Genomic DNA, 24,902 nt, shown 5'->3' on the forward strand with positions numbered 1-24,902 from the left:
GATCCACCGCGTTCGCGAGCAAGCCCGCTCCCACAGGGTTATGTGTTCACTCCATGAAATTGGTGCCATGACCCAAGCACTCATCGAACTGTCCGACCTTGGCTTCAACTGGCCCGGTCACCCGCCTCTGCTGGACATCCCGGCGTTTCGCCTGGAGCCGGGCGAAACCCTGTTCCTCAAAGGTCCCAGCGGCAGTGGCAAGACCACCCTGCTCGGCCTGCTCGGTGGCGTGCAGAAACCCGGGCGCGGCAGCATTCGTCTGCTCGGCCAGGAGCTGACCGAACTCGGTGCCGGCGCCCGCGACCGCTTTCGTGTCGACCACACCGGCTACATCTTCCAGCAGTTCAACCTGCTGCCTTTTCTCTCGGTGCGTGAGAACGTCGAGTTGCCCTGCCACTTCTCCAAACTGCGTGCCGAGCGGGCGAAACAGCGTCACGGCAGCGTCGATCAAGCCGCCGCTACCCTGCTCGCTCACCTGGGTCTGAAGGATGAAAGCATCCTCGGTCGTCGCGCCGATTCGCTGTCGATCGGTCAGCAGCAACGGGTCGCCGCCGCCCGCGCGTTGATCGGCCAACCGGAACTGGTGATCGCCGACGAACCGACCTCGGCGCTGGATTACGACGCCCGGGAAAACTTCATTCGCCTGCTGTTCGCCGAATGCCGCGAAGCCGGATCGAGCCTGTTGTTCGTCAGCCACGACCAGAGCCTGGCGCCGCTGTTCGACCGTCACCTGTCCCTGGCCGAGCTCAATCGCGCCGCCACGTCTGCCGAGGTCTGAGATGTATCTGTTTCGTCTGGCCATGGCCAGCCTGGCCAACCGCCGCTTTACCGCCCTGCTCACCGCGTTCGCCATTGCTCTGTCGGTGTGCCTGTTACTTGCCGTCGAGCGCGTGCGCACCGAGGCCAAGGCCAGTTTCGCCAGCACCATCAGCGGCACCGACCTGATCGTCGGCGCCCGCTCCGGTTCGGTGAACCTGCTGCTGTACTCGGTGTTCCGCATCGGTAACGCGACCAACAACATCCGTTGGGACAGCTTCGAACACTTCGCCAGCAACCCGAAAGTGAAATGGGCGATCCCGATGTCCCTCGGCGACTCCCATCGCGGCTACCGGGTGATGGGCACCACTGAAGCGTATTTTGAGCATTACCAGTACGGGCGCCAGCAGCATCTGCAACTGGCTGACGGCCGGGCGTTTGCCACCGATCCGTTCGAAGTGGTGCTCGGCGCCGAAGTCGCCGAAGCGCTGCATTACAAGCTCGGCGACCAACTGGTGCTGGCCCACGGCGTGGCGGCGATCAGTCTGGTCAAGCACGATGACAAACCGTTCACCGTGGTCGGCATTCTCAAGCGTACCGGCACGCCGGTGGATCGCACGTTGCACATCAGCCTCGGCGGCATGGAGGCGATTCACATCGATTGGCACAACGGTGTGCCGGCCCGGGGCAACGGGCGGATCACGGCGGATCAGGCACGCAACATGGACCTGACGCCACAGGCGATCACCGCGTTCATGCTCGGCCTCAACAGCAAGATTTCCACCTTCGCCCTGCAACGCGAGATCAACGAATTCCGTGGCGAGCCGATGCTGGCGATCCTGCCGGGCGTGGCCTTGCAGGAGTTGTGGAGCCTTATGAGCACGGCGGAAAAAGCCTTGTTCGTGGTCTCGCTGTTCGTGGTGCTGACCGGGTTGATCGGCATGCTCACGGCGATTCTCACCAGCCTCAACGAGCGTCGCCGCGAGATGGCAATTCTGCGTTCGGTCGGCGCGAGGCCGTGGCACATCGCGAGTCTTCTGGTGCTGGAGGCCTTCGCCTTGGCACTGACCGGAGTGATCGCAGGACTGGCCTTGCTGTACATCGGCATCGCTGCCGCGCAGGGCTATGTACAGGCCAATTACGGTTTGTATCTGCCACTGGCGTGGCCGAGCGAGTATGAATGGACGCTGCTCGGTGGCATTCTGGCGGCCGCGCTGCTGATGGGCAGCGTGCCGGCCTGGCGCGCGTATCGCCAATCCCTGGCCGATGGCCTGTCGATCCGTTTATGAGGATATTCACCATGCCCCGCGCCGTGCTCGCGCTGCTGTTGCTGGTTGCCCTGCCTGTGTGGGCAGCGGCGCCGAAAGACCTGACCTGGTCGGAGATGATCCCACCGGACGCCGCGCCGGAAGTGCCGAACATGACGCCGTTGCACGACCTGTCGAAGATGAGTGATGCGCTGTCCGCCGAGTCGGCGCCAGCCGCCAAGCAGGACATGCCCAACGCGCCGGTGGTGCAGAGTCTCGACGGGCAGAACATCCGCCTGCCGGGCTACATCGTGCCGCTGGAAGTCAATGAAGAAGGACGCACCACCGACTTCCTGCTGGTGCCGTACTTCGGCGCTTGCATCCATGTACCGCCACCGCCGTCGAACCAGATCGTGCATGTGAAAAGCGAGCTGGGCGTGAAGCTCGACGAGCTGTATCAGCCGTACTGGGTCGAGGGACCGTTGCAGGTCAAGGCGTCCACCAGCGAACTGGCCGATGCCGGGTATCAGATGGCGGCGGACAAGATTTATGTGTATGAGCTGCCGGAGTGAATCCCGGTAGTTTTTGTATTGTTTGATCCGGCCTCTTCGCGAGCAAGCCCGCTCCCACAGGTGACCGCGTTCCAAAGTGGGAGCGGACTTGCTCGCGAAGGGGCCGGCCAAGGTTCCACAAAAAACCGCGGCATCACTGTTTCATTGAGCTGAGTCAAAAGACCGTATCAGTTGGCTTCATACCATAGGACATCAGAAACTTTTAACGTCCTTTTGGAGCCCCCATGAACAAGTCCTTGCTCAGCGCCTCGCTGTTTGCCCTCGCGCTCGCAGCCCCGCTCGCCCACGCCCACGAAGCCGGCGACATCATCGTTCGCGCCGGTGCGATCACCGTCAACCCGAAGGCCGACAGCTCCAATGTCAAGGTCGATCAGGGCCCGTTGAGCGGCACCAACCTGGGCGGCAAGGCGACCATGAGCAGCGACACCCAACTGGGTCTGAACTTCGCCTACATGCTGACCAACAACATCGGGATCGAGTTGCTGGCGGCCTCGCCGTTCGAGCATGACGTGAAAATCAAAGGCACCGCGCTGCCAGCCGCCAACGGCAAACTCGGCACCCTGAAACACCTGCCGCCCACCCTCAGCGTCGTGTACTACCCGCTGGATGCGAAATCGCCGTTCCAGCCCTACATCGGCGGCGGCATCAACTACACCTGGATCTACGACGAGCATGTCGGCAGCGAAGCCCAGTCCAACGGCTTCAGCAACTTCAAGGCGAAAAACTCCTGGGGGCTGGCCTGGCAGGTCGGCGCCGACTACATGCTGACCGACAACATCATGCTCAACGCCCAGGTGCGCTACATCGACATCGATACTCGAGCCACCGTCGAGAACAACGCCGTGGCGCCGGGCACCCGTGCCAAGGTCAATGTTGATGTCGATCCGTTTGTGTACATGGTGGGTCTGGGCTACAAGTTCTAAGCAACATTCGAACATTCGCGTGGTGGTGAATGCGGGCTAATGTGGCGAGGGAGCTTGCTCCCGCTGGGCTGCGAAGCAGCCCTGAACAAGACAAAAGCGGTGCTTCAGAAAAACCGCGTTGACTGAATTTGCGACTGCTTCGCAGTCGAGCGGGAGCAAGCTCCCTCGCCACAGGGATTGCACCGAGCGACAAATCGATACCCCGCCCACAAAAAAGGCGCCTGCAAAGGCGCCTTTTTTGTTTTTTCGATTTAGCGTCCCAGCAACCGCGCCAGCCCCACGCGCATCGGCGTCGGCTCTGGCAGCTTGAAGCGTTGCAGCAAACGCGTGTTGTTCGCCCGCGAATGACGGATGTCGCCGGAGCGCGCCGGGCCGTAGCTGACCGGGGGCAGCTCGCCAACCACTTCCTGCAGTGCTTGCAACATCTGCTTGAGGTTCATCGCCTGATTCCAGCCGACGTTCATCGCGCCCACTTCCACTTCAGGCTTGTCGATTGCCTGCACCAGCACATCGACCAGATCCTCGACATAGAGGAAATCGCGGGTTTGCTCGCCATCGCCGAACACGGTGATCGGCAGGCCTTTCTGCGCCCGCTCGCTGAAGATGCTGATGACCCCGGAGTACGGCGAGGACGGATCCTGGCGTGGGCCGAAGATGTTGAAGAAGCGGAAGATCACCGGCTCCAGGCCATGCTGGCGACGGTAGAAATCGAAGTAGTGCTCGCCGGCCAGTTTGTCCGAGGCATACGGGGTCAGCGGGGCTTTTGGTGTGTCTTCGTCGATCGACTCGCCTTCACCGTTGTTGCCATACACCGCTGCGCTCGACGCGTAGAGCACACGCTTGACCCCGGCCTGGCGCATGGCTTCGCAGACATTCAGGGTGCCAATGAAATTGCTCTGGTGGGTTTTCACCGGGTCGTCCACCGACGCCTGCACCGAAGCCACCGCGGCCAGGTGGGCGACGGCGCTGCAGCCGTGCATGGCCTGCGCGACCAGCGCGGCATCGGCGACGTCACCGACGATCAGTTCGACCTGCGGGTTGTCCAGCGGCAGGTTGGCACGTTTGCCGGTCGACAGATCATCGAGAATCCGCACTGAATGGCCGGTGGCGAGCAACGCATCCGTCAGGTGCGAGCCGATGAAACCGGCGCCGCCGGTGATTAAAACAGGGCCTTCAGCCATGACGATAAAACCTATCCAGTAAAGCCGGGAGTGCGGCGCGCCAGGCGCGGGGCTTGATCCCGAAAGTGTGCAGAATTTTCTTGCAGGCGAGTACCGCGTGCTGCGGTTCCTCGGCGGCGTCCGGCCGCGCGGCGTGGGCCTGAGCGGTCGGTGCTTCGATTGCCAACTGATGCAGGCTGCGCGCTTCGGTCAGAATCGCCTGCCCGAGTGCCAGCGGCGTGGTCGCTTCGTGGCCGGCGTAATGGTAAGTGCCCCACAGCGGCGCCGCGCAATCGAGTTGCTTGAGCACCGAAATGATCACCCGTGCGGCGTCATCGACCGGAGTCGGATTGCCCCGACGGTCATCGGCCATGAGCAATTCTTCCGGTTGTTCGGCGCGGGCGAGGAAGCGCCCGAGGGTGCCTTCAGGGCTGTCATCGAGCAGCCAGCCGAAGCGCAGCAACACGTGTTGTGGGCAAGTGGCGCGGACACTTTGCTCGATGCGCCACAGTGCCTGACCGCGCAGGCCCAGCGGCACCGGCTCGTCTTTTTCGCTGTAGGCGGTCGCCCGCGAACCGTCGAACACCCGATAGCTGGAAGGCTGCACGAGGATGATGTTGTGGTGCTGGCAAAGCTCGGCCAGCCGCTCGATGGCGCGTTCCTGCCCGGCCAGTCGGATTTCGCTGACGGTCTCGGCCTGGAACCAGTCGAAATAGTAGGCGAGGTTGATCAACGCATCCGGACGGGTATCGTCGAGCAGTTGCGTCAGGCTCGCGGCATCCCAGCCGTCTTCTGGCGGGCGGGGGGCGAGGAAACCGATGTCTTCCTCCGCACCGAGGCGAATCAGCGCCTGCCCAAGGGCATTTCCGCCGCCCAGTAACATAAGGCGCATTCGCATAGAGTCAGCAGGCCCAGTCTGATTGGAACGATGGCTTTAGCGACGGTGCTTGTGACACCCGTCGTCGATAATTGCCGGAATCGTTGCATTTTGCGGGTTTAGTGCGCAACCGTCACCCGTAAAGTATAGATCGCCGGGAATTGTGCTGAATCAACGGGCCCCATCGCGAGCAGGCTCACTCCTACAGTTGACCGCATTCCCCTGTGGGAGCGGGCTTGCTCGCGAAGAGGCCCGGCTAAACGCTGAAGATCCCAGCGGTACTTGCATCTTGCCGCCCCCACCCGCATAACTTGAGCCATGAATCTGCCCATCCCCAAGGACGCCGCCCTGGCAGGCTTTCACCCCGCCGTCAGCGCCTGGTTCAGCAGCACCTTCCCGACGGTCACCGCCGCTCAGGCCCGCGCATGGCCGTTGATCCGCCAGCGCCGCTCGACGCTGATTGCTGCGCCCACCGGCTCCGGTAAAACCCTTACCGCGTTTCTCGCCGTGCTCGACGACCTCGTCCACCGTGGCCTGGAAAATCCCGAAGGCCTGCCCGACGAAACCCTGGTGGTTTACGTTTCGCCGCTCAAGGCGCTGTCCAACGACATCCGCATCAACCTGCAAACTCCGCTGGCCGGAATCACCGAGCAGCTGCGCCAGATGGGCCTGCCCGAATTGCAGATCACCACGGCAGTGCGCACCGGCGACACCCCGCAAAAAGACCGCGCCGCCATGCGCAAAAGTGCGCCGCACATCTTGGTGACCACCCCGGAATCGCTGTACGTGCTGCTCGGCTCCGAGTCCGGACGCAAAATGCTCGGCAGCACACGCACGGTGATCATCGACGAGATTCACGCCATCGCGGCCGGCAAACGCGGCAGCCACCTGGCGCTGAGCCTCGAACGCCTGCAGGCGCTGTGTGCCGACCCCTTGACCCGCATCGGCTTGTCCGCTACGCAAAAGCCGATCGATGCCGTGGCACGGTTTCTGGTCGGCACCGATCGCCCCTGCGAGATCATCGACATCGGCCACGCCCGGCCACGGGATCTGGGCATCGAAGTGCCGCCGGTGCCGTTGTCGGCAGTGATGGCCAACGATGTCTGGGAACTGGTCTACGACCGCCTCGCCGAACTGGCCCGCGAGCACCGCACCACGCTGATTTTCGTCAATACCCGACGCCTGGCCGAACGCCTTAGCCGCCACCTCAGCGAGCGCCTCGGCAAGCACGCGGTGGCCGCGCACCACGGCAGCCTGGCCAAGGAATTTCGCCTCGACGCCGAACAGCGGCTCAAGCGCGGCGAACTGCAAGTGCTGATCGCCACGGCCTCACTGGAATTGGGCATCGATATCGGTGAAGTCGATCTGGTCTGTCAGATCGCCTCGCCGCGTTCGATTGCCGGGTTTCTGCAAAGAGTCGGGCGCTCCGGGCACCAGGTCGGCGGTACACCCAAGGGCCGCTTGTTCGCCACTACTCGCGACGACCTGATCGAATGCACCGCCCTGCTCGACTGCGTGCGCCGTGGCGAACTCGACACCCTGCACATTCCCCAAGCGCCACTGGATGTACTGGCGCAGCAGATCATCGCCGAAGTCAGTTGCCGGGAATGGGCGGAAGATGCGCTGCTGGCACTGTTCCGCAAAGCCTCGCCCTACCGCGATCTCGACGAAAAACACTATCAGGCGCTGCTGGCGATGCTCGCTGAAGGCTATAACGGTCGTCAGGGCATCCGCAGCGCTTACCTGCACCGCGACGCCGTCAGCCGCACTCTGCGCGGCCGTCGCGGCGCGCAACTGACCGCCGTGACCAGCGGCGGCACTATCCCCGACAACGCCGACTACAGCGTGCTGCTGGAACCGCAGGGCCTGAGCATCGGCAGCGTCAACGAAGACTTTGCCGTGGAGAGCATCGCGGGTGATGTGTTCCAGCTCGGCAACACCTCCTACCGAATCCTGCGGGTGGAAACCGGCAAGGTGCGGGTCGAAGATGCCCAAGGCCAGCCGCCGACCATTCCGTTCTGGCTCGGCGAAGCCCCGGGGCGCAGCGATGAATTGTCTGCGGCGGTGGCGCGGCTGCAAGCGACTCTCGACCTGTTGCTCGGCGCCAGCCCCGGCGATCTGCAACCGGCACTCGACTGGCTGACCGCAACCCTCGGCCTGAACCGCGCCAGCGCCGAACAACTGGTGGACTATCTCGCCCGCGCTCGCCTGACCCTCGGCGCCCTGCCCTCGCAGGACACGCTGTTGATGGAACGGTTTTTCGACGAGTCCGGCGGCACCCAGTTGATCATCCATTCACCCTTCGGCAGCCGCATCAACCGCGCCTGGGGCCTGGCCCTGCGCAAGCGTTTCTGCCGCACCTTCAACTTCGAACTGCAGGCTGCCGCCAGTGAGGATGCGATCGTGTTGTCGCTGTCCACCAGTCACAGTTTCGAACTGGATGATGTCTGGCGCTACCTGCACAGCAACAGCGCCGAGCACATCCTGATTCAGGCAATTCTCGACGCGCCGTTGTTCGGCGTGCGCTGGCGCTGGAATGCCGGGGTCGCGCTGGCGTTGCCGCGTTTTACCGGGGGGCGCAAAGTCGCGCCGCAGTTGCAGCGGATGAAAAGCGAAGACCTGATTGCCAGCGTGTTCCCCGATCAGATTGCCTGCCTGGAAAACCTCGCCGGCGAGCGGGAAGTCCCTGAACATCCGCTGGTGGAACAAACCCTCGACGACTGCCTGCACGAGGCCATGGACAGCGACGGCTGGCTCAACCTGCTGCGGCGCATGGAGCGCGGCGAGGTGCGATTGATCAGCCGCGATCTGCCGGCGCCGTCACCGCTGGCGGCAGAAATTCTCAGCGCGCGGCCGTACAGCTTTCTCGACGATGCGCCGCTGGAAGAACGCCGCACCCAAGCGGTGATCAACCGGCGCTGGAGCGATCCGCAGTCCACCGACGATCTCGGTGCGCTGGACGCCGACGCCATCAACGCGGTGCGCGAGGAAGCGTGGCCGACGCCGGCCAACGTCGATGAAATGCACGAGGCGCTGATGAGCCTGGCGTGCGTCGACGAGGCTGAAGTTGAGGCCAACGAGGATTGGCGTGGATGGCTGGATAGATTGACTGCCAGTGGTCGAGCCTGCCGCCTGATGATCAATCCTCAACATTCGTTGTGGTTGGCGCGTGAACGCCTGACGTGCCTGTTGGCGCTTTATCCACATGCCACGCTGCAACCGCAGCAGCAAGCCTTGCCCGGTTTCAACGAGCCGTGGACGTTCGAGCAAGCGTTGGTCGAAGTGATCCGAGCACGGCTCGGTGCGTTCGGCCCGCTGCCGCTACCGGCGATTGTCGAACCGCTGGCCTTGCCCACTGCACAAGTCGCACAAGCCATCGCGCAACTGGAGCGCGAAGGCTATGTGTTGCGCGGGCATTTCACCCCGGGCATAGCGGTTGAAGAGTGGTGCGAGCGGCATCTGCTGGCGCGCATTCATCGCTACACCGTCAAGCGTTTGCGTAGGGAAATCGAGCCGGTGGCGTTGCAGGATTTCATGCGTTTTCTGTTCGACTGGCAGCACCTGTCCCCCCCTACGCGCGGTCAGGGCAGCGCGGTGTTGCCGGCGATTGTCGGCCAGTTCGAAGGTTACCCGGCAGCGGCTTCGGCGTGGGACAGCGACATTCTCCCGGCACGCCTGAAGGACTATTCGCCTAGCTGGCTGGATGACCTGTGCCGCAACGGCAAACTGGTGTGGACGCGGCTCAGTGCCCGGCAGAAAGTCAGCGGCACGGCGTTGCGCAGTACGCCGATTGTGCTGTTGCCGCGCAGTCAGGTCGGGTTGTGGAGTGCGCTGGCCGAACAGACGCCGGTCAGTGAACTGTCGCCAAAAACGCAAAAGGTCCATGAGGCGCTGAGTCAGCACGGCGCACTGTTTTTCGATGAATTGATTCACGAGGCGCATCTGCTGCGCACCGAGCTGGAAATCGCCTTGCAGGAACTGGTTGGCGCCGGCCTGGTGAATGCCGACAGCTTCGCCGGTTTGCGCGCGTTGATTACCCCGGCGAGCAAGCGCCAGCAACGCAGCAGTCGTCGCGGACGTGGAGCGTTTATCGGCGGCATGGACGATGCCGGGCGCTGGGCGTTGTTGCGGCGCGGGGCAGCTGTGGACAACAGCGAGACGCTGGAACACGTTGCGATGACGTTGCTGCGCCGCTACGGCGTGGTGTTCTGGCGTCTGCTGGAGCGCGAGGCGGATTGGCTGCCGAGCTGGCGCGAATTGCTGCGCACATTTCATCGGCTGGAGGCCCGTGGCGAGATTCGCGGCGGGCGGTTTGTCAGTGGGCTGGCGGGGGAACAGTTTGCCTTGCCGGAGGCGATTCCGTTGCTGCGGGAGGTTCGGCGGCGGGCGCATGACGGCAATTTGATCGCGGTGTGCGGGGTGGATCCGTTGAACCTGGCGGGGACGTTGTTACCGGGGGCGAAAGTGCCGGCGTTGGTGAGTAATCGGTTGGTGTATCGGGATGGGGTGCCGGTTGCTGCCGAGATTGCTGGCAAGCAGGTTTTCTGGACTGAGCTGGATCAGGTGGCCATGGAGCAGGTGCGCGGCAAGCTGATCCGGCATTGATGTGAACTGGACTGACGCCTTCGCGAGCAAGCCCGCTCCCACACTGGATGTGTGAACACCGTAGATACCCTGTGGGAGCGGGCTTGCTCGCGAAGAGGCCGGCAATCCCGCTGCGAAATCGGCAATCAAGTACTCGACTTCTGCGGCACCTCGCTCGCCACAAGCGCCCCCTCACCCTGCCGTTTGGGCAACAAAACCTGCTGTGGATAAGTCTGCGCGAAATGCACCTCAGGGCTGTTATCCACAAGCTTTTTCAAACGCTGGTTGAACGCCCGGCTCACTGCATATTGCCCGCCCGACACGGTACGGAATTGTGCGGTCAGCACCACACCGTTCAAGTCCATCCGGTCCACCCCGAACACATCCAGCGGCCCTTGCAGGTTGTACTTGAGGAACGGGTCTTCGCGGATCGAATCGCCAGTCTCGCGGATCAGCTCGATGGCCTTGTCGACATCGGTGTCGTAGGTGAACTGCACCGAGAAAAACGCGTAGGCAAACTGGCGTGATTGATTGGTCACTGCCTTGATCTGGCCGAACGGCACCGAATGCACAAACCCCTTGCCGTCACGCAGGCGCAGCGTGCGAATGGTCAGGCCTTCTACGGTGCCGGCGTGCCCGGAGTCGAGCACCACCCAATCGCCGATCGACAGGGTGTCCTCGATGATGATGAACAGCCCGGTGATCACGTCCTGCACCAGTTGCTGCGAACCGAAACCGATCGCCAGACCGACCACCCCGGCACCGGCCAACAGTGGCGCAACGTTGATGCCGAGGTTGGCCATGGTGGTGATCGCGCAGATCACCACCAGGATGATTTTGATCGCGTTACGCAGCAGCGGCAGGATGGTTTTCACCCGAGTGCTGGGCTGGCGCGATGAGCGTTTGCTGACCGGTGGTTTCAGTGCTTCCTGAATCGCCGTGTCGAGCACCACCCACAACAGCCACGTGACCAGGAAGATAAGGCCGATGCTGCTCAACGCGTTGCTGATCGCCCGGCCGATCGTGCTGCTCTGGGCGAAATCGAGCAGTGAAACGCCCCAGATCCGCCCGAGAATATCGATGAAGGCAATCGCAATGACAATCCGCAGCAACGCGTGCAACAGGCTGAGAAAGCGTTCCTTGTAGGCGCTGCTGCGCTGGATCGCTTCGGCCTTTCGCGACTTGAACAGGTGCTGGAGGATGGTGCTGAGGAACACCGTGCCGATCAGCAGCACCGTGGTGAACAGCGCACAGCGCAGGGCCTTCTGATTGTCCTCACCGATGCCGATCAGATTGACTGCCGAGACCAGCACCATCAGCACGATCGGCCAGTACCAGAGCCCGGAAAAAATCCGCAGCGACTCCTGCAGCGACGGCTGTTTCAGACGTTGCGCCAGCGGTCGATTACGAATCAGATGCGCCACTGGCCGACGCAGGCGAATCACCAGCAGACCAAAGATGATCGAGGCGATCAGCCCGGTGAACACCGCAACGCTACTGGTGATGTTGCCACCCAACTGACGGGCGATCTGTGGACTGGTCAACGCATCACTGAGGGCGGCGAGAAAGCCGATCAGGAACAGCGGTTTCGGACAGTAGTCGCGGATGATCCGTGCGGCCGGTCGTTTGTGCCCGACGTTGAACATCACCACCACGCACAACAGCATCGAGGTGGAGAAAATCCCGCTGCTGGTGGCATACGCCAGACACAACGCCAGCGCCCGACCCACCGAGGCTTGCAGAAAGTGGCTGACGTACAGCGTCAGCGGCAGGCAGATCAGCGCCGGCACGGTGTACGGCAGCAGGTAACCCGCCAGATCCTGACTGCGTTGGCGGGTACGCAGCCAACGGCCCTGACTCAGCCGCTTGGCCAGCAGGCTGCCGAGTACCGTGAGCAACGCAAAGGCGCCAAGCCACACGCCGGACAGCATCAGGAAATCTCCGGCGACGCTCCAGCCGGATCGGTTCGACGGTTGGTTGACCAGTTTGTCGACTTCGTCCGCCGCCCGATCGGCACGCAGACGCCAGGCGTCGACCAGATGCTCGTTGAGATCGAGTTTGTCTTGTACATCGTCGATGCTCGAACTGATTGCACCGAGCAGACCGCCCTGCACGATGGGCTCGGGTTTGGCCGCCTCTTCAGCAGCGGCCGGAACGCCCGGCAGCGTGGCGGCTTCGAGTTCGCTGGTGCCGAGAAACAGCAGCGCACCCAGCACAATGGCGATCCTGAACTTGATCAAAACTCCGTTCTCCGTTGGCTGAACCTGTAAGGAACTGATCGGTAATTGTCTGGCAAGTTCAAGAGCACCCTCACCCCAGCCCTCTCCCCGAGGGAGAGGGAGCCGACCGAATTGTGCTCTCGAGCTAAATCGACTTGAAATATCCAGCCGAACTCAATATTGAGTGCAACCGAGATCAGCTCCCTTTCCCCTCGCCCCTTTGGGGGAGAGGGTTGGGGTGAGGGGGAGCGCTTTTGACCTTTGCGTCCAAGGCAAATATCAAATGCCCAACCCCGTATTTTTCCGCACAACCCAAACCCCGACACTGCGCTCCATTCAACCTCTACCGGAGTGCAGTCATGCCCATCGCCTTGCTCGCGCTGACCCTCAGCGCATTCGCCATCGGGACGACCGAGTTCGTCATCGTCGGCCTGTTACCCACCATCGGCGCCGATCTCGGCGTCAGCCTGCCGTCCGCCGGGCTGCTGGTCAGTCTGTATGCACTGGGCGTTGCCATTGGCGCCCCGGTGCTGACCGCCCTCACCGGCAAAGTCCCGCGCAAACTGTTGCTGCTATCGCTGATGGTGCTCTTCACCCTCGGCAACCTGCTGGCGTGGCTGGCGCCGAGTTATGAATCGCTGGTGCTGGCGCGGATCGTCACGGGTCTGGCACATGGGGTGTTCTTCTCTATCGGCTCGACCATCGCCACCAGTCTGGTGCCCAAGGAAAAAGCCGCCAGCGCGATCGCGATCATGTTCACCGGCCTCACCGTGGCCTTGGTCACAGGCGTGCCGCTGGGCACGTTCATCGGTCAGCATTTCGGCTGGCGCGAAACCTTCCTCGCCGTCTCGGCGCTGGGTGTGATCGCCTTCATCGGCAGCCTGCTGTATGTGCCGAACAACATCGCCCACAGCAAACCGGCGTCCTTGCTGCAGCAACTGCAAGTGCTGAAACAACCGCGTCTGCTGCTGGTGTACGCGATGACCGCGATCGGTTACGGCGGCTCGTTCATCGCCTTCACTTTCCTCGCGCCGATCCTGCAGGACCTCTCCGGTTTCAGCGCCGGCACCGTCAGCCTGGTGTTGCTGGTGTACGGCGTGTCGGTGGCGGTCGGCAACATCTGGGGCGGCAAACTGGCGGACAAACGCGGGCCGATCAGCGCCCTGAAAATCATCTTCGCCCTGCTCGCCGCCGTGTTGTTCGTGCTGACCTTCACCGCCGGAAATCCATGGCTGGCGTTGGCGACGGTTCTAGTGTGGGGCGCGGTGGCGTTCGGCAACGTGCCGGGGCTGCAGGTGTATGTGGTGCGTCAGGCTGAACACCACACGCCACAGGCGGTGGATGTGGCATCGGGGCTGAACATTGCTGCGTTCAACCTGGGGATTGCCGGTGGTGCGTGGGGCGGCGGGTTGATTGTCGAGCATTTGGGCCTGATTCACACAGCATGGATCGGTGGCCTGGTGGTGTTGCTGGCGTTGGCGCTGACCGCGTGGAGCGGGCGACTGGATCGCCTCGGCCCGGTCTATGCCGAACCGGCTCAAGACCGAGTATTCACGGGTCATTGAGTAACCCTGTGGGAGGGGGCTTGCTCCCGAAGGCGGAGGGTCAGTCAGCATCAATGGCGACTGATACACCGCTTTCGGGAGCAAGCCCCCTCCCACATTGGTTGCATGGTGTTCTTGAGAATGTACCGTCCGTAAAGCCACCGAAACTTTCCCGAACCGCCCGCAGTCATCAGCAGACACAGGCTGTACGAGGACTGACAACGGGAGGGCGGCATGGCAACGATTCACATCGGTATTTCCGGCTGGCGCTACGTTCCGTGGCGCGGGGATTTCTATCCGAAAGGACTGGCGCAGAAGCGCGAACTGCAATTCGCTTCGCGGGCGGTCAACAGCATCGAAATCAATGGATCGTTCTACGCGCTGCAACGACCCGAACGTTACGCGCAGTGGTACAACGAAACACCGGACGACTTCGTATTCAGCGTCAAGGCGCCACGCTTCATCACCCACGTCCGGCGCTTGCGCGAGATCGAAAAGCCGCTGGCGAATTTCTTCGCCTCCGGGGTGTTGGAGCTCAAGGAAAAGCTCGGGCCGATCCTCTGGCAGTTTCCGCCGAACTTCAAATTCGACCCCGAGCGCTTCGAACACTTCCTCTCATTGTTGCCCCACGATACCGAGGCCGCTGCCGCCCTCGCCCGCCAGCACGACTCGCATCTGCACGGCCACGCCAGCCTCAAAGCCTGGCGCAAAAAACCGCTGCGCCATGCGGTGGAGATCCGCAACGACACCTTCATCGATCCCGACTTTGTGCGGCTGTTGAAACGCTACAACACCGCTCTGGTGATCGCCGACACCGCCGGCAAATGGCCGTACCGTGAAGACCTCACCAGTGATTTTGTCTACCTGCGTCTGCACGGTGCCGAGGAGCTTTATGCCAGCGGTTACACCGACGCCGCGTTGAACAACTGGGCCAAACGCATCGACGCCTGGCATCACGGCCGGCAACCCGGCGATGCGCACCTGATCGCGCCGCGCCTCAAGCCTCGGGCACGTAAATCCCGCGAAGTGTTCTGCTACTTCGACAACGACATCAAAGTCCGCGCGCCCTACGACGCGCGCAGTTTGCTTCACCGATTCGAGCTGGATAAAACGCTCGCCACCAACCCCGGCGAACCGGCTGCCGAAGGGGTGCTGGCATGAGTATTCCAGAGCCGGTCGGGGTCACCGACGAGCAGACCAGCGTTGAAGTGTCGGTGCGTCGTTTCACCGTGCTGACGGTCAACACACACAAAGGCTTCACCGCCCTCAATCGACGTTTCATCCTCCCGGAGTTGCGCGAAGCGGTGCGCAGCGTGGCCGCCGACGTGGTGTTCCTGCAGGAAGTTCACGGCACCCACGAACATCATCCCAAGCGCTACAGCAACTGGCCGACGATGCCGCAGTACGAGTTCCTCGCCGACAGCCTCTGGCCGCAGTTCGCCTACGGGCGCAACGCGGTGTACCCGGAGGGCGATCACGGCAACGCATTGCTGTCGAAATTCCAGATCATCCGCCACGACAACCTCGACGTGTCGATCAGCGGCCACGAGAACCGTGGCCTGCTGCATTGCGTGCTGCGCATGCCGGGCGATGGCGTCGAAGTGCATGCGATCTGCGTACATCTGGGCCTGCGCGAAAGCCATCGCAATGCGCAATTGAAACTGCTCGGCGAGCGTTTGGCGGAGCTGCCGGATAACGCGCCGGTGATCGTCGCCGGTGACTTCAACGACTGGCGCCAGCGCGCCGACGCGTTGCTTGAACCCTGCGGCCTGCGCGAGGTGTTCGCCGAGCATCACGGCAAACCGGCGCGCAGCTTTCCGGCGCGTCTGCCGACGCTGCGGCTCGATCGTATTTATGTACGCAACCTCAAGGCCAGCCAACCGAAAGTCCTGGCCAACCGACCCTGGTCACACCTTTCCGACCACGTCCCGTTATCGGTGGAGATCGAACTATGAGCAGCGCACCGCTGGAGAAATCCGCCGTGGAACCGATCAGCATCAACCCGCCGGTACGCGAGCCCGGACATGTCGATGTCGAGTACGGCTGGCAGGGCAACAACCGCGTCGAGTTGCTGGAGAACGGCGAGGAATATTTCCCCCGGGTATTCGACGCCATGCGCGCGGCGAAGAGTGAAATTCTGCTGGAGACCTTCATCGTTTTCGAAGACAAGGTCGGCGCAGAGTTGCAGCAGATTTTGATCGACGCCGCGCGGCGTGGCGTGCGCACCACCGTCAGCCTTGACGGTTTTGGTTGTGGTGAATTGACCACCGCTTATCTCGCGGCACTGAGCGACGCCGGCGTGCACCTGCAGATATTTGACCCGGCGCCCAAACACTTGGGTTTTCGCACCAACTGGTTCCGCCGTCTGCACCGCAAGATCGTGGTGGTCGACGGACTGATCGCGTTCATTGGCGGGATCAACTTCTCCGGCGATCACCTGGCCGATTTCGGCCCCGAAGCAAAGCAGGATTACGCGGTGCAGGTTCAAGGGCCGGCGGTCGCTGACATCCATCATTTCGCCCTGCTGCAAAGTGGTCGTCCGGGACGCGCACGGTTCTGGTGGCAGCGCCGGCGTCAGCGCCGGGCGGACATGGCTTTCAACGATCACGACGGTCAGGTACGCCTGGTGTTTCGTGATAACGATCAGCACCACACCGACATCGAAGATGTGTACTTGCACGCATTGCGCCGGGCCAAACGCCGGGTGGTGATCGCCAACGCCTACTTCTTCCCCGGCTACCGCCTGCTGCGCGAGATCCGCAATGCCGCGCGCCGTGGCGTGGAGGTGCGACTGATCCTGCAAGGCCAGCCGGACATGCTGGTGGCGAAACTGGCCGCGCGCATGACCTACGACTACCTGCTCAAGGCCGGCGTGCAGATCCACGAATATTGCCAGCGCCCGCTACACGGTAAAGTCGCATTGGTGGATGAGGAATGGAGCACCGTCGGCTCGAGCAATCTCGACCCGTTGAGCCTGTCACTGAATCTGGAAGCCAACGTGCTGATCCGTGATCGCGCGTTCAATCAGCATCTGTTCCAGCGCCTCGAAGACCTGAGCCAGAACCACTGCAAGGCGATGGATGCCAGCATGTCCCCGCGCGGGCGGATCTGGCACATGACCGTGGGATTTCTGGTGTTCCACTTCCTGCGGCATTTTCCGGCGATGGCCGGTTGGCTGCCGGCGCATAAACCGCGGCTCAAGCCGTTTCGAGGGCGCACGTCATGAGCCACTCCCACGCACACTCGGCGCCAGCGACTCACTCTCGATGGAGTCGCTGGAAACGTCCGCTGACGCTGCTGTTTTTCCTTGCGTTGATCGTGTTGCTGACGATGTTCGCCACGCGTATCGAATGGGCGGAAGTCCTGCAAACCCTGGCCGACTTCAAGGTGCGCACGCTGATCATCGCCGCCAGCCTGACCTTGTTGAGCTTTCTCACGTACGCCAGTTTCGACCTGATCGGCCGCACCTACATTCGCCAGGACCTGACCTGGAAACAGATCCTTCCGGTGGGGATCATCAGCTATGCGTTCAACCTCAATCTCAGCGCCTGGGTCGGCGGGATTGCCATGCGCTATCGGCTGTATTCGCGCCTGGGGGTGAGCAAAAGCAACATCGCCAAGATTCTCGGCCTGAGCCTGGCCACCAACTGGTTCGGCTACATGACGATTGCCGGCGTGGTGTTCAGCAGCGGCCTGGTGAGCATGCCGCCGGGCTGGAAAATCAGCAGTGGCGCATTGCAGGGCATCGGTGTGTTGCTGTTGCTGGTGAGTGCCGGTTACCTCGCCGCTTGCCAGTTTTCCAAGCGCCGCGAGTGGTCGATCCGCGGGGTGGAAATCAACCTGCCATCCCTACGCATGGCCGCCCTGCAATTGCTGCTCGGTGCGCTGAACTGGTCGTTGATGGCGGCGGTGATTTTCACTCTGCTGCCGAGCAAACTGGATTACCCGTTGGTGCTCGGCGTGCTGCTGATCAGCGCGATTGCCGGGGTCATCACCCACATTCCGGCGGGGCTCGGGGTGCTGGAAGCGGTGTTCGTCGCGCTGCTGCAGCACGAGGCTTCGCGGGGCAGTCTGGTGGCGGGGTTACTGGCGTATCGGGCGATTTATTTTCTGCTGCCGTTGTTGATTACGGTGGTGATGTATCTGCTGGTCGAGGCCAAGGCCAAGGCGTTGCGAATCGAGAAGACGCCCTCCTGAGTTTTTGGTTATGGCTGATGGCCCCTTCGCGAGCAAGCCCGCTTGTGTCTGAGTAAGGGGATAAACTCTGGGGTGAGAGGGTGGATGGCAAGCTGTGAGTCCGCGGTGCTTAAAGCACGAGTGGGAGCAAAGCTGCCATCCACCTTTCTACTCTGGCCCCTAAGCCCGAACAGTTGGACGAGCGCCACTCGAATCACAAGCGTGGGCAAAGCCAGAGCACTCTCACTTCTGAGTGTAAGAGGGTTTTGCCATGATTTCCTGGGTCGGCATCGATATCTCCAAATCCAATCTCGTCGTCTGGGTTCAACCACAGAAAGACGGCTTTGAAGTTCCCAATACGGTTGAAGGCTTTGATGTGCTGATCGCACGTTTAGCTCAGTACACGGTTGGCCGTGTATTGCTGGAAGCCACAGGCGGCTATGAACGCAAGGTCATGGCGGCATTGCAGCAGGCAAGTTTCAGCGTGTTGAGGATCAATCCTCGCCGGGCCAGAGCCTTTGCCGTAGCAATGGGCAAGAACGCCAAAACCGATCCCATCGACGCGGCGGTTCTCGCCGACTTTGCCGAAGCGTTGCATGCGTCTCGCGAAAAGCCCATCTCGCCTGAGCGTGAAGCCCTGCGCGAGTTGATTCAATTACGCGAGCACTTCGTCCAGCAGCGTGATGACAACAAGCGCCGGCTGCAACAGGCCCAGTTGCCCGCGGCCATAGAGGCGATCAAGGATCATATTCGCTACCTGCAGACTCAGATCAAACAGTTTGGCAAAGCCATTGATCGAAGCATGCGTGAGCTGGATGCGGAAAAAGCCGATCGGCTTATCTCCGTCAAAGGCATCGGCACTGTGGCGACCGCCAGCTTGATGGTTTATCTACCCGAACTCGGCGAGCTGGATCGCAGGGAGATCGCCGCCTTGGCGGGAATCGCCCCCTATAACGACGACAGCGGTAATCACAGCGGGAAACGTCAGATTTACGGAGGGAGAGCACGCGTCAGACGTGCGCTTTACATGTCGTGCTGGGTCGTTATCCGCCATCAAGCCGATTTCAAGGCCCGCTATGAATCACTAAGAGAACGAGGCAAGAGCGCGAAAGTCGCGCTCATCGCCTGCATGCGAATACTGCTGATCAGATTGAATGCCATGCTGCGAGACGGCACAGAGTGGCGGTGACGAACGGTCGCAGTAAGACAGTTGCTCCCACAGGTAGAAAGCATTCCAAATGTGGGAGCGGGCTTGCTCGCGAAGGCGTCCGAAGAGACACCACAAATCATGTGGACTGAATAATGCTCAACCGCTCCCCGACCACCATCTCGGTAATCCAGTCCACCAGAATCGAGGTGTAAGCCTGCTGCGAAACCGGCTCGCTCAAGGCATGGTCGGCGCCGTCGATGATCCGGTGCGTCAGCGAATGCGTCTGCTGACAGGCGGCGCGGTAACTCATGATCGTCGCGTGGGGCACGTAGTCATCGGTTTCCGATTCCACCAGCAACACATCCCCGGTGAACTGCGAACAGGCGTGCAGCGCACGGTTGCTGTCTGCACGGACCAACGTCGCCCGATAGTCGCGCAGATCGGCCTTGTCCAGTTCACGCTTGGGCGTGTGCCATTGCTCGTCGCGATACAGCGCCGGTACCCGCAGCGCCAGCCAGCGCACCGGACGCAACGAGGTGAGGATCGAAGCGAGGTAACCGCCGTAGCTTGTGCCAACCACCGCAATCGCCGAGGTATCGAGCGCCGGATGCGCCAGCAGACGGTCGTAGGCTGCGAGCAGGTCACGAAGGTTGTCTTCGCGCGTCACCCGGGTCAGCGGAATGCCGGTGCCGCCGGTGTGGCCGCGCAGGTCGAAGGTCAGGCATACACAACCGAGACCGGCGATGCCCTTGGCGCGCTCAAGGTCACGTTCCTGGCTACCGCCCCAACCGTGCACAAACAACACGCCGGGGACTTTCGATTTTGGACTGAGAAACGTCCCGCTCATCTGTTCGTCATCAATGTCGATCTGAATGCTTTCGCTTCTAGCCGTCATAAGATTTGACCGTTACGTATTTGAGAAGGAAGTCGCTGTTCTCCGCTGGCCCGCGATAGATTTCGATGGCGTCCGCCGGCAGGCTTACATCGCTATAGGTTTCTACGGTCGACACGCGGATCGCGGGCATCTGCGGATCATTGACGAAGCTTTGCAACGCGGCCAATTCAGCGCTGCTGGCACCGCCCATGCGCCAGGATTGTTCGAGCACCCCGCTGCGGGGTTTGCCATTGCTGTCCAGCCCTTGGGCAATGTCGTAGTTGCGACGTGAGGCGTAGAAACCCGGGTATGCCTCGTCTGCCGCCCGATCGAAAACCTGTGCCTGCTGGATGGCCAGTCGCACATCGTCCGGCAAGTCCAGCGCCAGCAGATTTTCGTAGCCGCCCTGCACTACCAGCAGATTCGAACCACCATAGACATCTTCGCCATGGGCATCCTTGGTCAAGTATTGATCACCGCAGTAGCTCAGCACTTTGTCGCCGATGAATGACTGGCCGACGCTGTGGGTGAAGACCTTGCTCAAGTCCTGTTCGAGCACCACGCCATCGCGAAACAGCTCGGCAGCCTCCGCACGGGCGAGCACTTCATCGAACGCGTCGAGGCTGTTGATTACTTCTTGGCCACGACCGGCGCATGCGTGAATCGGCTTCAGGCGGATCGGCCCGCCGTACAGCAGATGCTCGGCGGCGGGCCGCGCATCTTCCACGGCAAACACCGTCAAGCCGTCGAGCACCACGTCGCGCACGCGCTCGGAGAATTGCGGCGCCCAGCCCTGTGGCGCGTGAGCCAGATGACTGCGCAAGCCGTGACTGATGGCTTTGGTGCAAATGAAATCGTGTTCGACGTACCCGCCCCACAAATCGCCGGGGCCCTTGATCCCCAGATTGCGCGCGCTGGCCGCGCCGACAATGGTCTGGGTCGGCAGCCAATACAAATCGCGACCGCGATGCTTCTGCGGGTCAAAACTTCCGCCGAAGCTGAGCCCCAGAATCTGCGCCAGCCAGCGGGCCAGAGCCTTGTTGGTCTGCACTTCATGTTGCGGCGCCCCGGCACGAACCGAATGGGCAACGACCACTTTCCTGCTCGACATCGGGGTCATGCTTCCCCCTTCAAGCCACTTGATGAATGTAATGAGAGAAGTGCAGAGATCAGGCCAATCGCCTGGCGCCGGGAATGCCCAATGATTCAATCGCTTGGAACAAGCATGGTGGCATCAGGCCTGTTTCAATCTGCACGACTGCCAGCGAATCCGCGGCAATTTGCACGAAACGGGTCGCCAGCTACTGCTGACTGACTTCCTTCCAGATGGCATCGAACATGACACAACGTTTTAGCATAGCCTGACGCCCGGTTTGAATCGCAAGCCGCTTGGCCTCAGGAGTCTGGTGAGTCAGTCGCTGCAGAATTCCCAACATGGTAATCGCATGATCCTCATCCTCTTCGATGTGCAAGCGAAAGAACTCCAGGCCTTCCTCACTGATGTTCAGTCCCTCCAGCGCCAGCAGAATCGGTCGGTAAATCAGCGGCACAATGGCTTCGGCTCCCAAGCAGAGCGCCGCGAGGCCCTCGACAGGATTTTCACTGCGGCAAAGCTGCATGATGCATTGGGTGAAATCCACGGTCTGAGGTAAAGGCAATTCAGCCAAGGGATGGGTGCCCAGGATCCGTAGCGACCTTTGAAACAGCTCGGCATGTGTAAGCTTGTTGTCACCATCAATGCCCATTTCCTCCTGCATGTTTTCCATCAGCAATTTGATGTCGTCAAGGGATTCGAGGCGATTGATGATCGCACACAGAAAGCGGGTAAAGTTTCGCGAGTAGTAATGATGCTGGATCAGAAAGTAACGCATCCCCTGCAGAGAAACATGACCGTCTTGCATTGCCAGCAACAGTTCATGATTAACCAATCCATCTAACGCATCAGCGTCCAGCCATTCGTCCCATAATGTGCCTCCGGTTATGAATTTAATGACCTTCGCCCTACCGCCGCCATTCAACTCTTTGTCTTTATCCAACTTTAAATTCCTTTTAATTCTTTATCAGCCATCCAACTGATCGAAACTTTCCAGTTATTCCGAAACCCCGAAAAACTTACAAAACCGTATTCATTGTGCGTCGCTGTAAATGACCGGGCGCTCAAACCTGGCCAGAAAGTAAGCACATAGAGAGGCGAAAATGATGCACAGACCGCCTGACGCAAGAATCACAGCGCTGCTCGAAAAATGCAGTAACAGCCATCCACTCAGAAGGCTCGCCGGCGGAATCGCGAGGTAGGAAATGAGCCGTGTAACTCCTACCGTTCGCCCAAGAATGGTTTGCGGAACCACTTGCTGGCGATAGGTGAAAAAAGCGATGACCACCACGGATTGGCAACCGGTAGAAAGCGCCCACAGTGCCGAAAGTGACCACGGATCGTTGGCCATCGCCCCCATCAGCGTGAACACTCCGGCCAGCAAACAGCTTCGACGGATAAGAATGCCGGCCGGATATCTCTTCACCAGAAACGCACCCATAGCCGATCCGGCGACGGCACCCGCACCAATGAGCCCGTAGTAATAGCCGACATCACTCAATGGCACGGCCAGTAGCGTTGTGTAGACATAGACAAGGCTGGCACCGATCAAGGCAAAACCGAAATTGCAGAAAAAGAACAGCATGACAAAAGAACACAGTTCTCGCTGCTGGATGACATACAGCAGTCCGGCTTTGATTTCCGTGAATACCCGCGTGGTGGCAGGCGCAGGCTTACCCTGCTCTTTCAGCAAGAAGCAAAGCGGCAGGGATAGCGCAAATCCGACAATGCTGCCAATCAGCAACTGCTCCTTGCTACTGAAGGCCAGCAAGGCTGCAACGCCGATTGGTGCAACGATGCGAATGATGTTGTCACTGGCATTGACGATTGCATTGAACCGGTGGAGCTTGGGCCCTTCGATCAGTGCGGGCGCAATACTCTGGAAGACCGGGTGGTGGGTGGCGCCGACGCTTGCCAACAGAAAGCTCAGCAGTAACAGGGTGGTACTCAAGCTGTTCCCGGACAGCGTATTCACGGCAGCATATATAAGGCAGCCGGTGACGATGTTGATCAGATCACCACCGATCAGAAAACGCCGTTTGCTGTAGCGATCACTCCATACACCGGCGAAGGGCGTGACCAGTATGTAGGGCGCCATCGCGGCGAAAAAAGCCAGCGACGTCCAGACTGGGGAGCCTGTCTGCTCATAAACATAAAGCGGGATCAGAAACGCGATGGCCCATGAACAGATGGACGTGATGGCATAGGACGCCAGGAGTTTGAACATTTAGACGGTCTCCGCCTGCCGCGACCGTTGCGCGTTCGCGAGATGTCCACACACCGTGCAGTCCGGATTCTGTTGCCAGACTTCAGCAACGCTGACGTCCAGGTCGTCGAATGTGAATTCCTTGAGCTTGTTGGTCAATTGTGGCGGTTGGCAGCCGGTGATGATCTTGACCGTTTCGCTAACCATCATCCCAGCGGTGACGGCCACCAAAGTCACAAGAGCCGGGCCGGGATGCTCATAAGAGATGTCGTACTGTTTGGCCATGGTCGAAACGCTGTTCACCAGGCTGCTCTTGTTACGCGCCGACGTCAGCCAGCAAGCACCGCAGCCCGAGGAGCCAGGCACCACCGAATAAAACACCGAGCGGCGTACATCAAGTCCGCCTGAAATGAAGGGTACGCCCTGTTCAACACAGGCCTCATTCAGCCAGTCGGCCATGTAGTTCGCGGGTTTATCAGCGACACAAATCACAATATCGTGACCGCGTACGATGCCGGCGACGTCTTGCGCCGACTGAAGGCGGGTTTCGTGAGCAGTAATGTCGAGGTGACTGTTGAATTCAAGCAACCTGCGCCTGGCCGTTGCAACCTTCGGCATGCCAACGTCGGTTTCCTTGTAAAGGATCTGCCGGTTCAAATTGCTCATCTCGATCGTGTCAAAATCGAGGATCGTCAAGTGGTGGACGCCCAGCGCCACCAGGTCGAACAGGATATGGGTGCCCAGACCACCGCAGCCCAGTACGCAGACCCTGGCCGCGCGCAGTTTTTCCTGCGGGGTGAACTTGTTCTCGCCCACAGCCGCCATCGACCCGAAAAAGTCGATGTTGCGGGAAAATCTGATGCGATCATGATCCGAAAGTGAAGTCGTTTCAAAGGCATCCGGACTTTCGACCAGCCGGTATTTGATCAGATCTTGCGCAACGCTATGGATTTCGTCCTGACCCACCCCGGGATAACGGTCTGCCACCTGGGTAATCAACTCCTCATAGGGTGTACGGCCATCAAGTGCCTTGATGAACTCCCAGACAGCACCGTGTAGGTCGGGGATTTTTGCGTATTGACCGTTAAAACGCAGAACTACCTGACCATCAAGTTTGAACGGAATAATCGTCGGTTTAAGACAAAGCTTCATATTCGAGCCTCGATCGCTATTAAAACAAGTTAGTAAAAGAACCAGGGCCGCGAAGGCCCCGGTTCTTACTGATCAGATCAGCCGATCTGAGAATCGCCAGCGGAAGATGCTTTTTCGAAAGTCATAATGATTTCCTCAAAAGTTGAAGGGCCGGTGGTCCAAGCTGTTTTTCCACCGGGGTGAAGGTGTGCACACCCCAAAACTAGAACAAGTTTTTAGTGGTTGCGAACCGAGCTTGTTTCTTAATATTACTCACACCAAACACACTTCCTACACTCTTGCCAAGTGTCGCAATTACCTCTTACGGAAACATACAAAAACAATGTAGGAATTATCTTCAATATTTAAACAATGAAGATTCACAGCGGG

19 protein-coding genes are annotated in these 24,902 nt (G+C 60.6%); 11 read left to right on the plus strand and 8 right to left on the minus strand.

The features are described 5' to 3' along the window. Positions 1–67: 67 nt before the first annotated feature. The 4 genes from AC1RBR_RS23890 (at position 68) to AC1RBR_RS23905 (ending at position 3,498) form a co-directional block, all read left to right on the plus strand. Positions 68–778 carry an ABC transporter ATP-binding protein gene (locus AC1RBR_RS23890; RefSeq protein ID WP_007966120.1) on the plus strand — a complete coding sequence of 237 codons (711 nt, stop codon included), beginning with the start codon at positions 68–70 and terminating at the stop codon, positions 776–778. A 1-nt stretch (position 779) separates the two neighbouring features. Next, positions 780–2,045: an ABC transporter permease gene (locus AC1RBR_RS23895; RefSeq protein ID WP_007966122.1), complete on the plus strand. Its 1,266-nt coding sequence runs from the start codon at positions 780–782 to the stop codon at positions 2,043–2,045. An 11-nt stretch (positions 2,046–2,056) separates the two neighbouring features. Continuing rightward, positions 2,057–2,575 (plus strand): DUF3299 domain-containing protein, encoded by a 519-nt coding sequence (locus AC1RBR_RS23900; protein WP_204895774.1) that lies wholly within the window; start codon positions 2,057–2,059, stop codon positions 2,573–2,575. Between the two features lie 224 nt (positions 2,576–2,799). Beyond that, positions 2,800–3,498: an OmpW/AlkL family protein gene (locus AC1RBR_RS23905; RefSeq protein WP_027612943.1), complete on the plus strand. Its 699-nt coding sequence runs from the start codon at positions 2,800–2,802 to the stop codon at positions 3,496–3,498. Positions 3,499–3,749: 251 nt separating this feature from the next. Here the strand turns inward: AC1RBR_RS23905 and AC1RBR_RS23910 are convergent, their stop codons facing one another. After that, a complete protein-coding gene (locus AC1RBR_RS23910; protein ID WP_492566883.1) occupies positions 3,750–4,679 on the minus strand; it encodes an NAD-dependent epimerase/dehydratase family protein in 930 nt (309 codons plus the stop codon). After that, entirely contained in the window at positions 4,672–5,556 is an 885-nt protein-coding gene (locus AC1RBR_RS23915; protein WP_492566885.1) for a sugar nucleotide-binding protein, read from the minus strand. The genes AC1RBR_RS23910 and AC1RBR_RS23915 overlap by 8 nt, the downstream gene beginning before the upstream one ends. Before the next feature lie 297 nt (positions 5,557–5,853). Here AC1RBR_RS23915 and AC1RBR_RS23920 point away from each other — a divergent pair, with 297 nt between their 5' ends. After that, positions 5,854–10,140: a DEAD/DEAH box helicase gene (locus AC1RBR_RS23920; RefSeq protein WP_492566886.1), complete on the plus strand. Its 4,287-nt coding sequence runs from the start codon at positions 5,854–5,856 to the stop codon at positions 10,138–10,140. A 125-nt stretch (positions 10,141–10,265) separates the two neighbouring features. Here AC1RBR_RS23920 and AC1RBR_RS23925 read toward each other — a convergent pair whose 3' ends face one another. Beyond that, positions 10,266–12,359, minus strand: coding sequence for a mechanosensitive ion channel family protein (locus AC1RBR_RS23925; protein WP_492566888.1), 2,094 nt, complete (start codon positions 12,357–12,359; stop codon positions 10,266–10,268). Positions 12,360–12,697: 338 nt separating this feature from the next. Between AC1RBR_RS23925 and AC1RBR_RS23930 the strand changes: the two genes are divergently transcribed. From AC1RBR_RS23930 to AC1RBR_RS23955, 6 genes are all read left to right on the plus strand, one after another. Continuing rightward, positions 12,698–13,903 (plus strand): MFS transporter, encoded by a 1,206-nt coding sequence (locus AC1RBR_RS23930; RefSeq protein WP_492566889.1) that lies wholly within the window; start codon positions 12,698–12,700, stop codon positions 13,901–13,903. Positions 13,904–14,116: 213 nt separating this feature from the next. Further along, entirely contained in the window at positions 14,117–15,043 is a 927-nt protein-coding gene (locus AC1RBR_RS23935) for a DUF72 domain-containing protein (protein WP_492566891.1), read from the plus strand. Beyond that, positions 15,040–15,837: an endonuclease/exonuclease/phosphatase family protein gene (locus AC1RBR_RS23940; RefSeq protein WP_492566893.1), complete on the plus strand. Its 798-nt coding sequence runs from the start codon at positions 15,040–15,042 to the stop codon at positions 15,835–15,837. The genes AC1RBR_RS23935 and AC1RBR_RS23940 overlap by 4 nt, the downstream gene beginning before the upstream one ends. Next, a complete protein-coding gene (gene clsB / locus AC1RBR_RS23945) occupies positions 15,834–17,108 on the plus strand; it encodes a cardiolipin synthase ClsB (RefSeq protein ID WP_492566894.1) in 1,275 nt (424 codons plus the stop codon). Before AC1RBR_RS23940 ends, clsB begins: the two co-directional genes overlap by 4 nt. Beyond that, on the plus strand, positions 17,105–18,079 hold the full coding sequence (locus AC1RBR_RS23950) for a lysylphosphatidylglycerol synthase domain-containing protein (protein WP_095139078.1): 975 nt from the start codon (positions 17,105–17,107) through the stop codon (positions 18,077–18,079). The genes clsB and AC1RBR_RS23950 overlap by 4 nt, the downstream gene beginning before the upstream one ends. Before the next feature lie 250 nt (positions 18,080–18,329). Next, complete coding sequence (locus AC1RBR_RS23955; RefSeq protein ID WP_480403306.1) at positions 18,330–19,247, plus strand: IS110 family RNA-guided transposase; 918 nt, start codon at positions 18,330–18,332, stop codon at positions 19,245–19,247. A gap of 97 nt (positions 19,248–19,344) precedes the next feature. Here AC1RBR_RS23955 and AC1RBR_RS23960 read toward each other — a convergent pair whose 3' ends face one another. The 5 genes from AC1RBR_RS23960 to AC1RBR_RS23980 form a co-directional block, all read right to left on the minus strand. Beyond that, positions 19,345–20,103, minus strand: coding sequence for an alpha/beta hydrolase family protein (locus AC1RBR_RS23960; protein ID WP_027614239.1), 759 nt, complete (start codon positions 20,101–20,103; stop codon positions 19,345–19,347). Then, positions 20,093–21,202, minus strand: coding sequence for a DUF3182 family protein (locus tag AC1RBR_RS23965; RefSeq protein ID WP_492566895.1), 1,110 nt, complete (start codon positions 21,200–21,202; stop codon positions 20,093–20,095). Before AC1RBR_RS23965 ends, AC1RBR_RS23960 begins: the two co-directional genes overlap by 11 nt. A 181-nt stretch (positions 21,203–21,383) precedes the next feature. Further along, complete coding sequence (locus AC1RBR_RS23970) at positions 21,384–22,118, minus strand: iron-containing redox enzyme family protein (protein ID WP_492566897.1); 735 nt, start codon at positions 22,116–22,118, stop codon at positions 21,384–21,386. Between the two features lie 90 nt (positions 22,119–22,208). Next, complete coding sequence (locus tag AC1RBR_RS23975) at positions 22,209–23,402, minus strand: MFS transporter (RefSeq protein WP_492566899.1); 1,194 nt, start codon at positions 23,400–23,402, stop codon at positions 22,209–22,211. Next, entirely contained in the window at positions 23,403–24,533 is a 1,131-nt protein-coding gene (locus tag AC1RBR_RS23980; protein WP_492566900.1) for a HesA/MoeB/ThiF family protein, read from the minus strand. It abuts the gene before it with no gap. Between the last annotated feature and the right edge of the window lie 369 nt (positions 24,534–24,902).

Source organism: Pseudomonas sp. GW823-FHT01D03, from assembly GCF_058798255.1.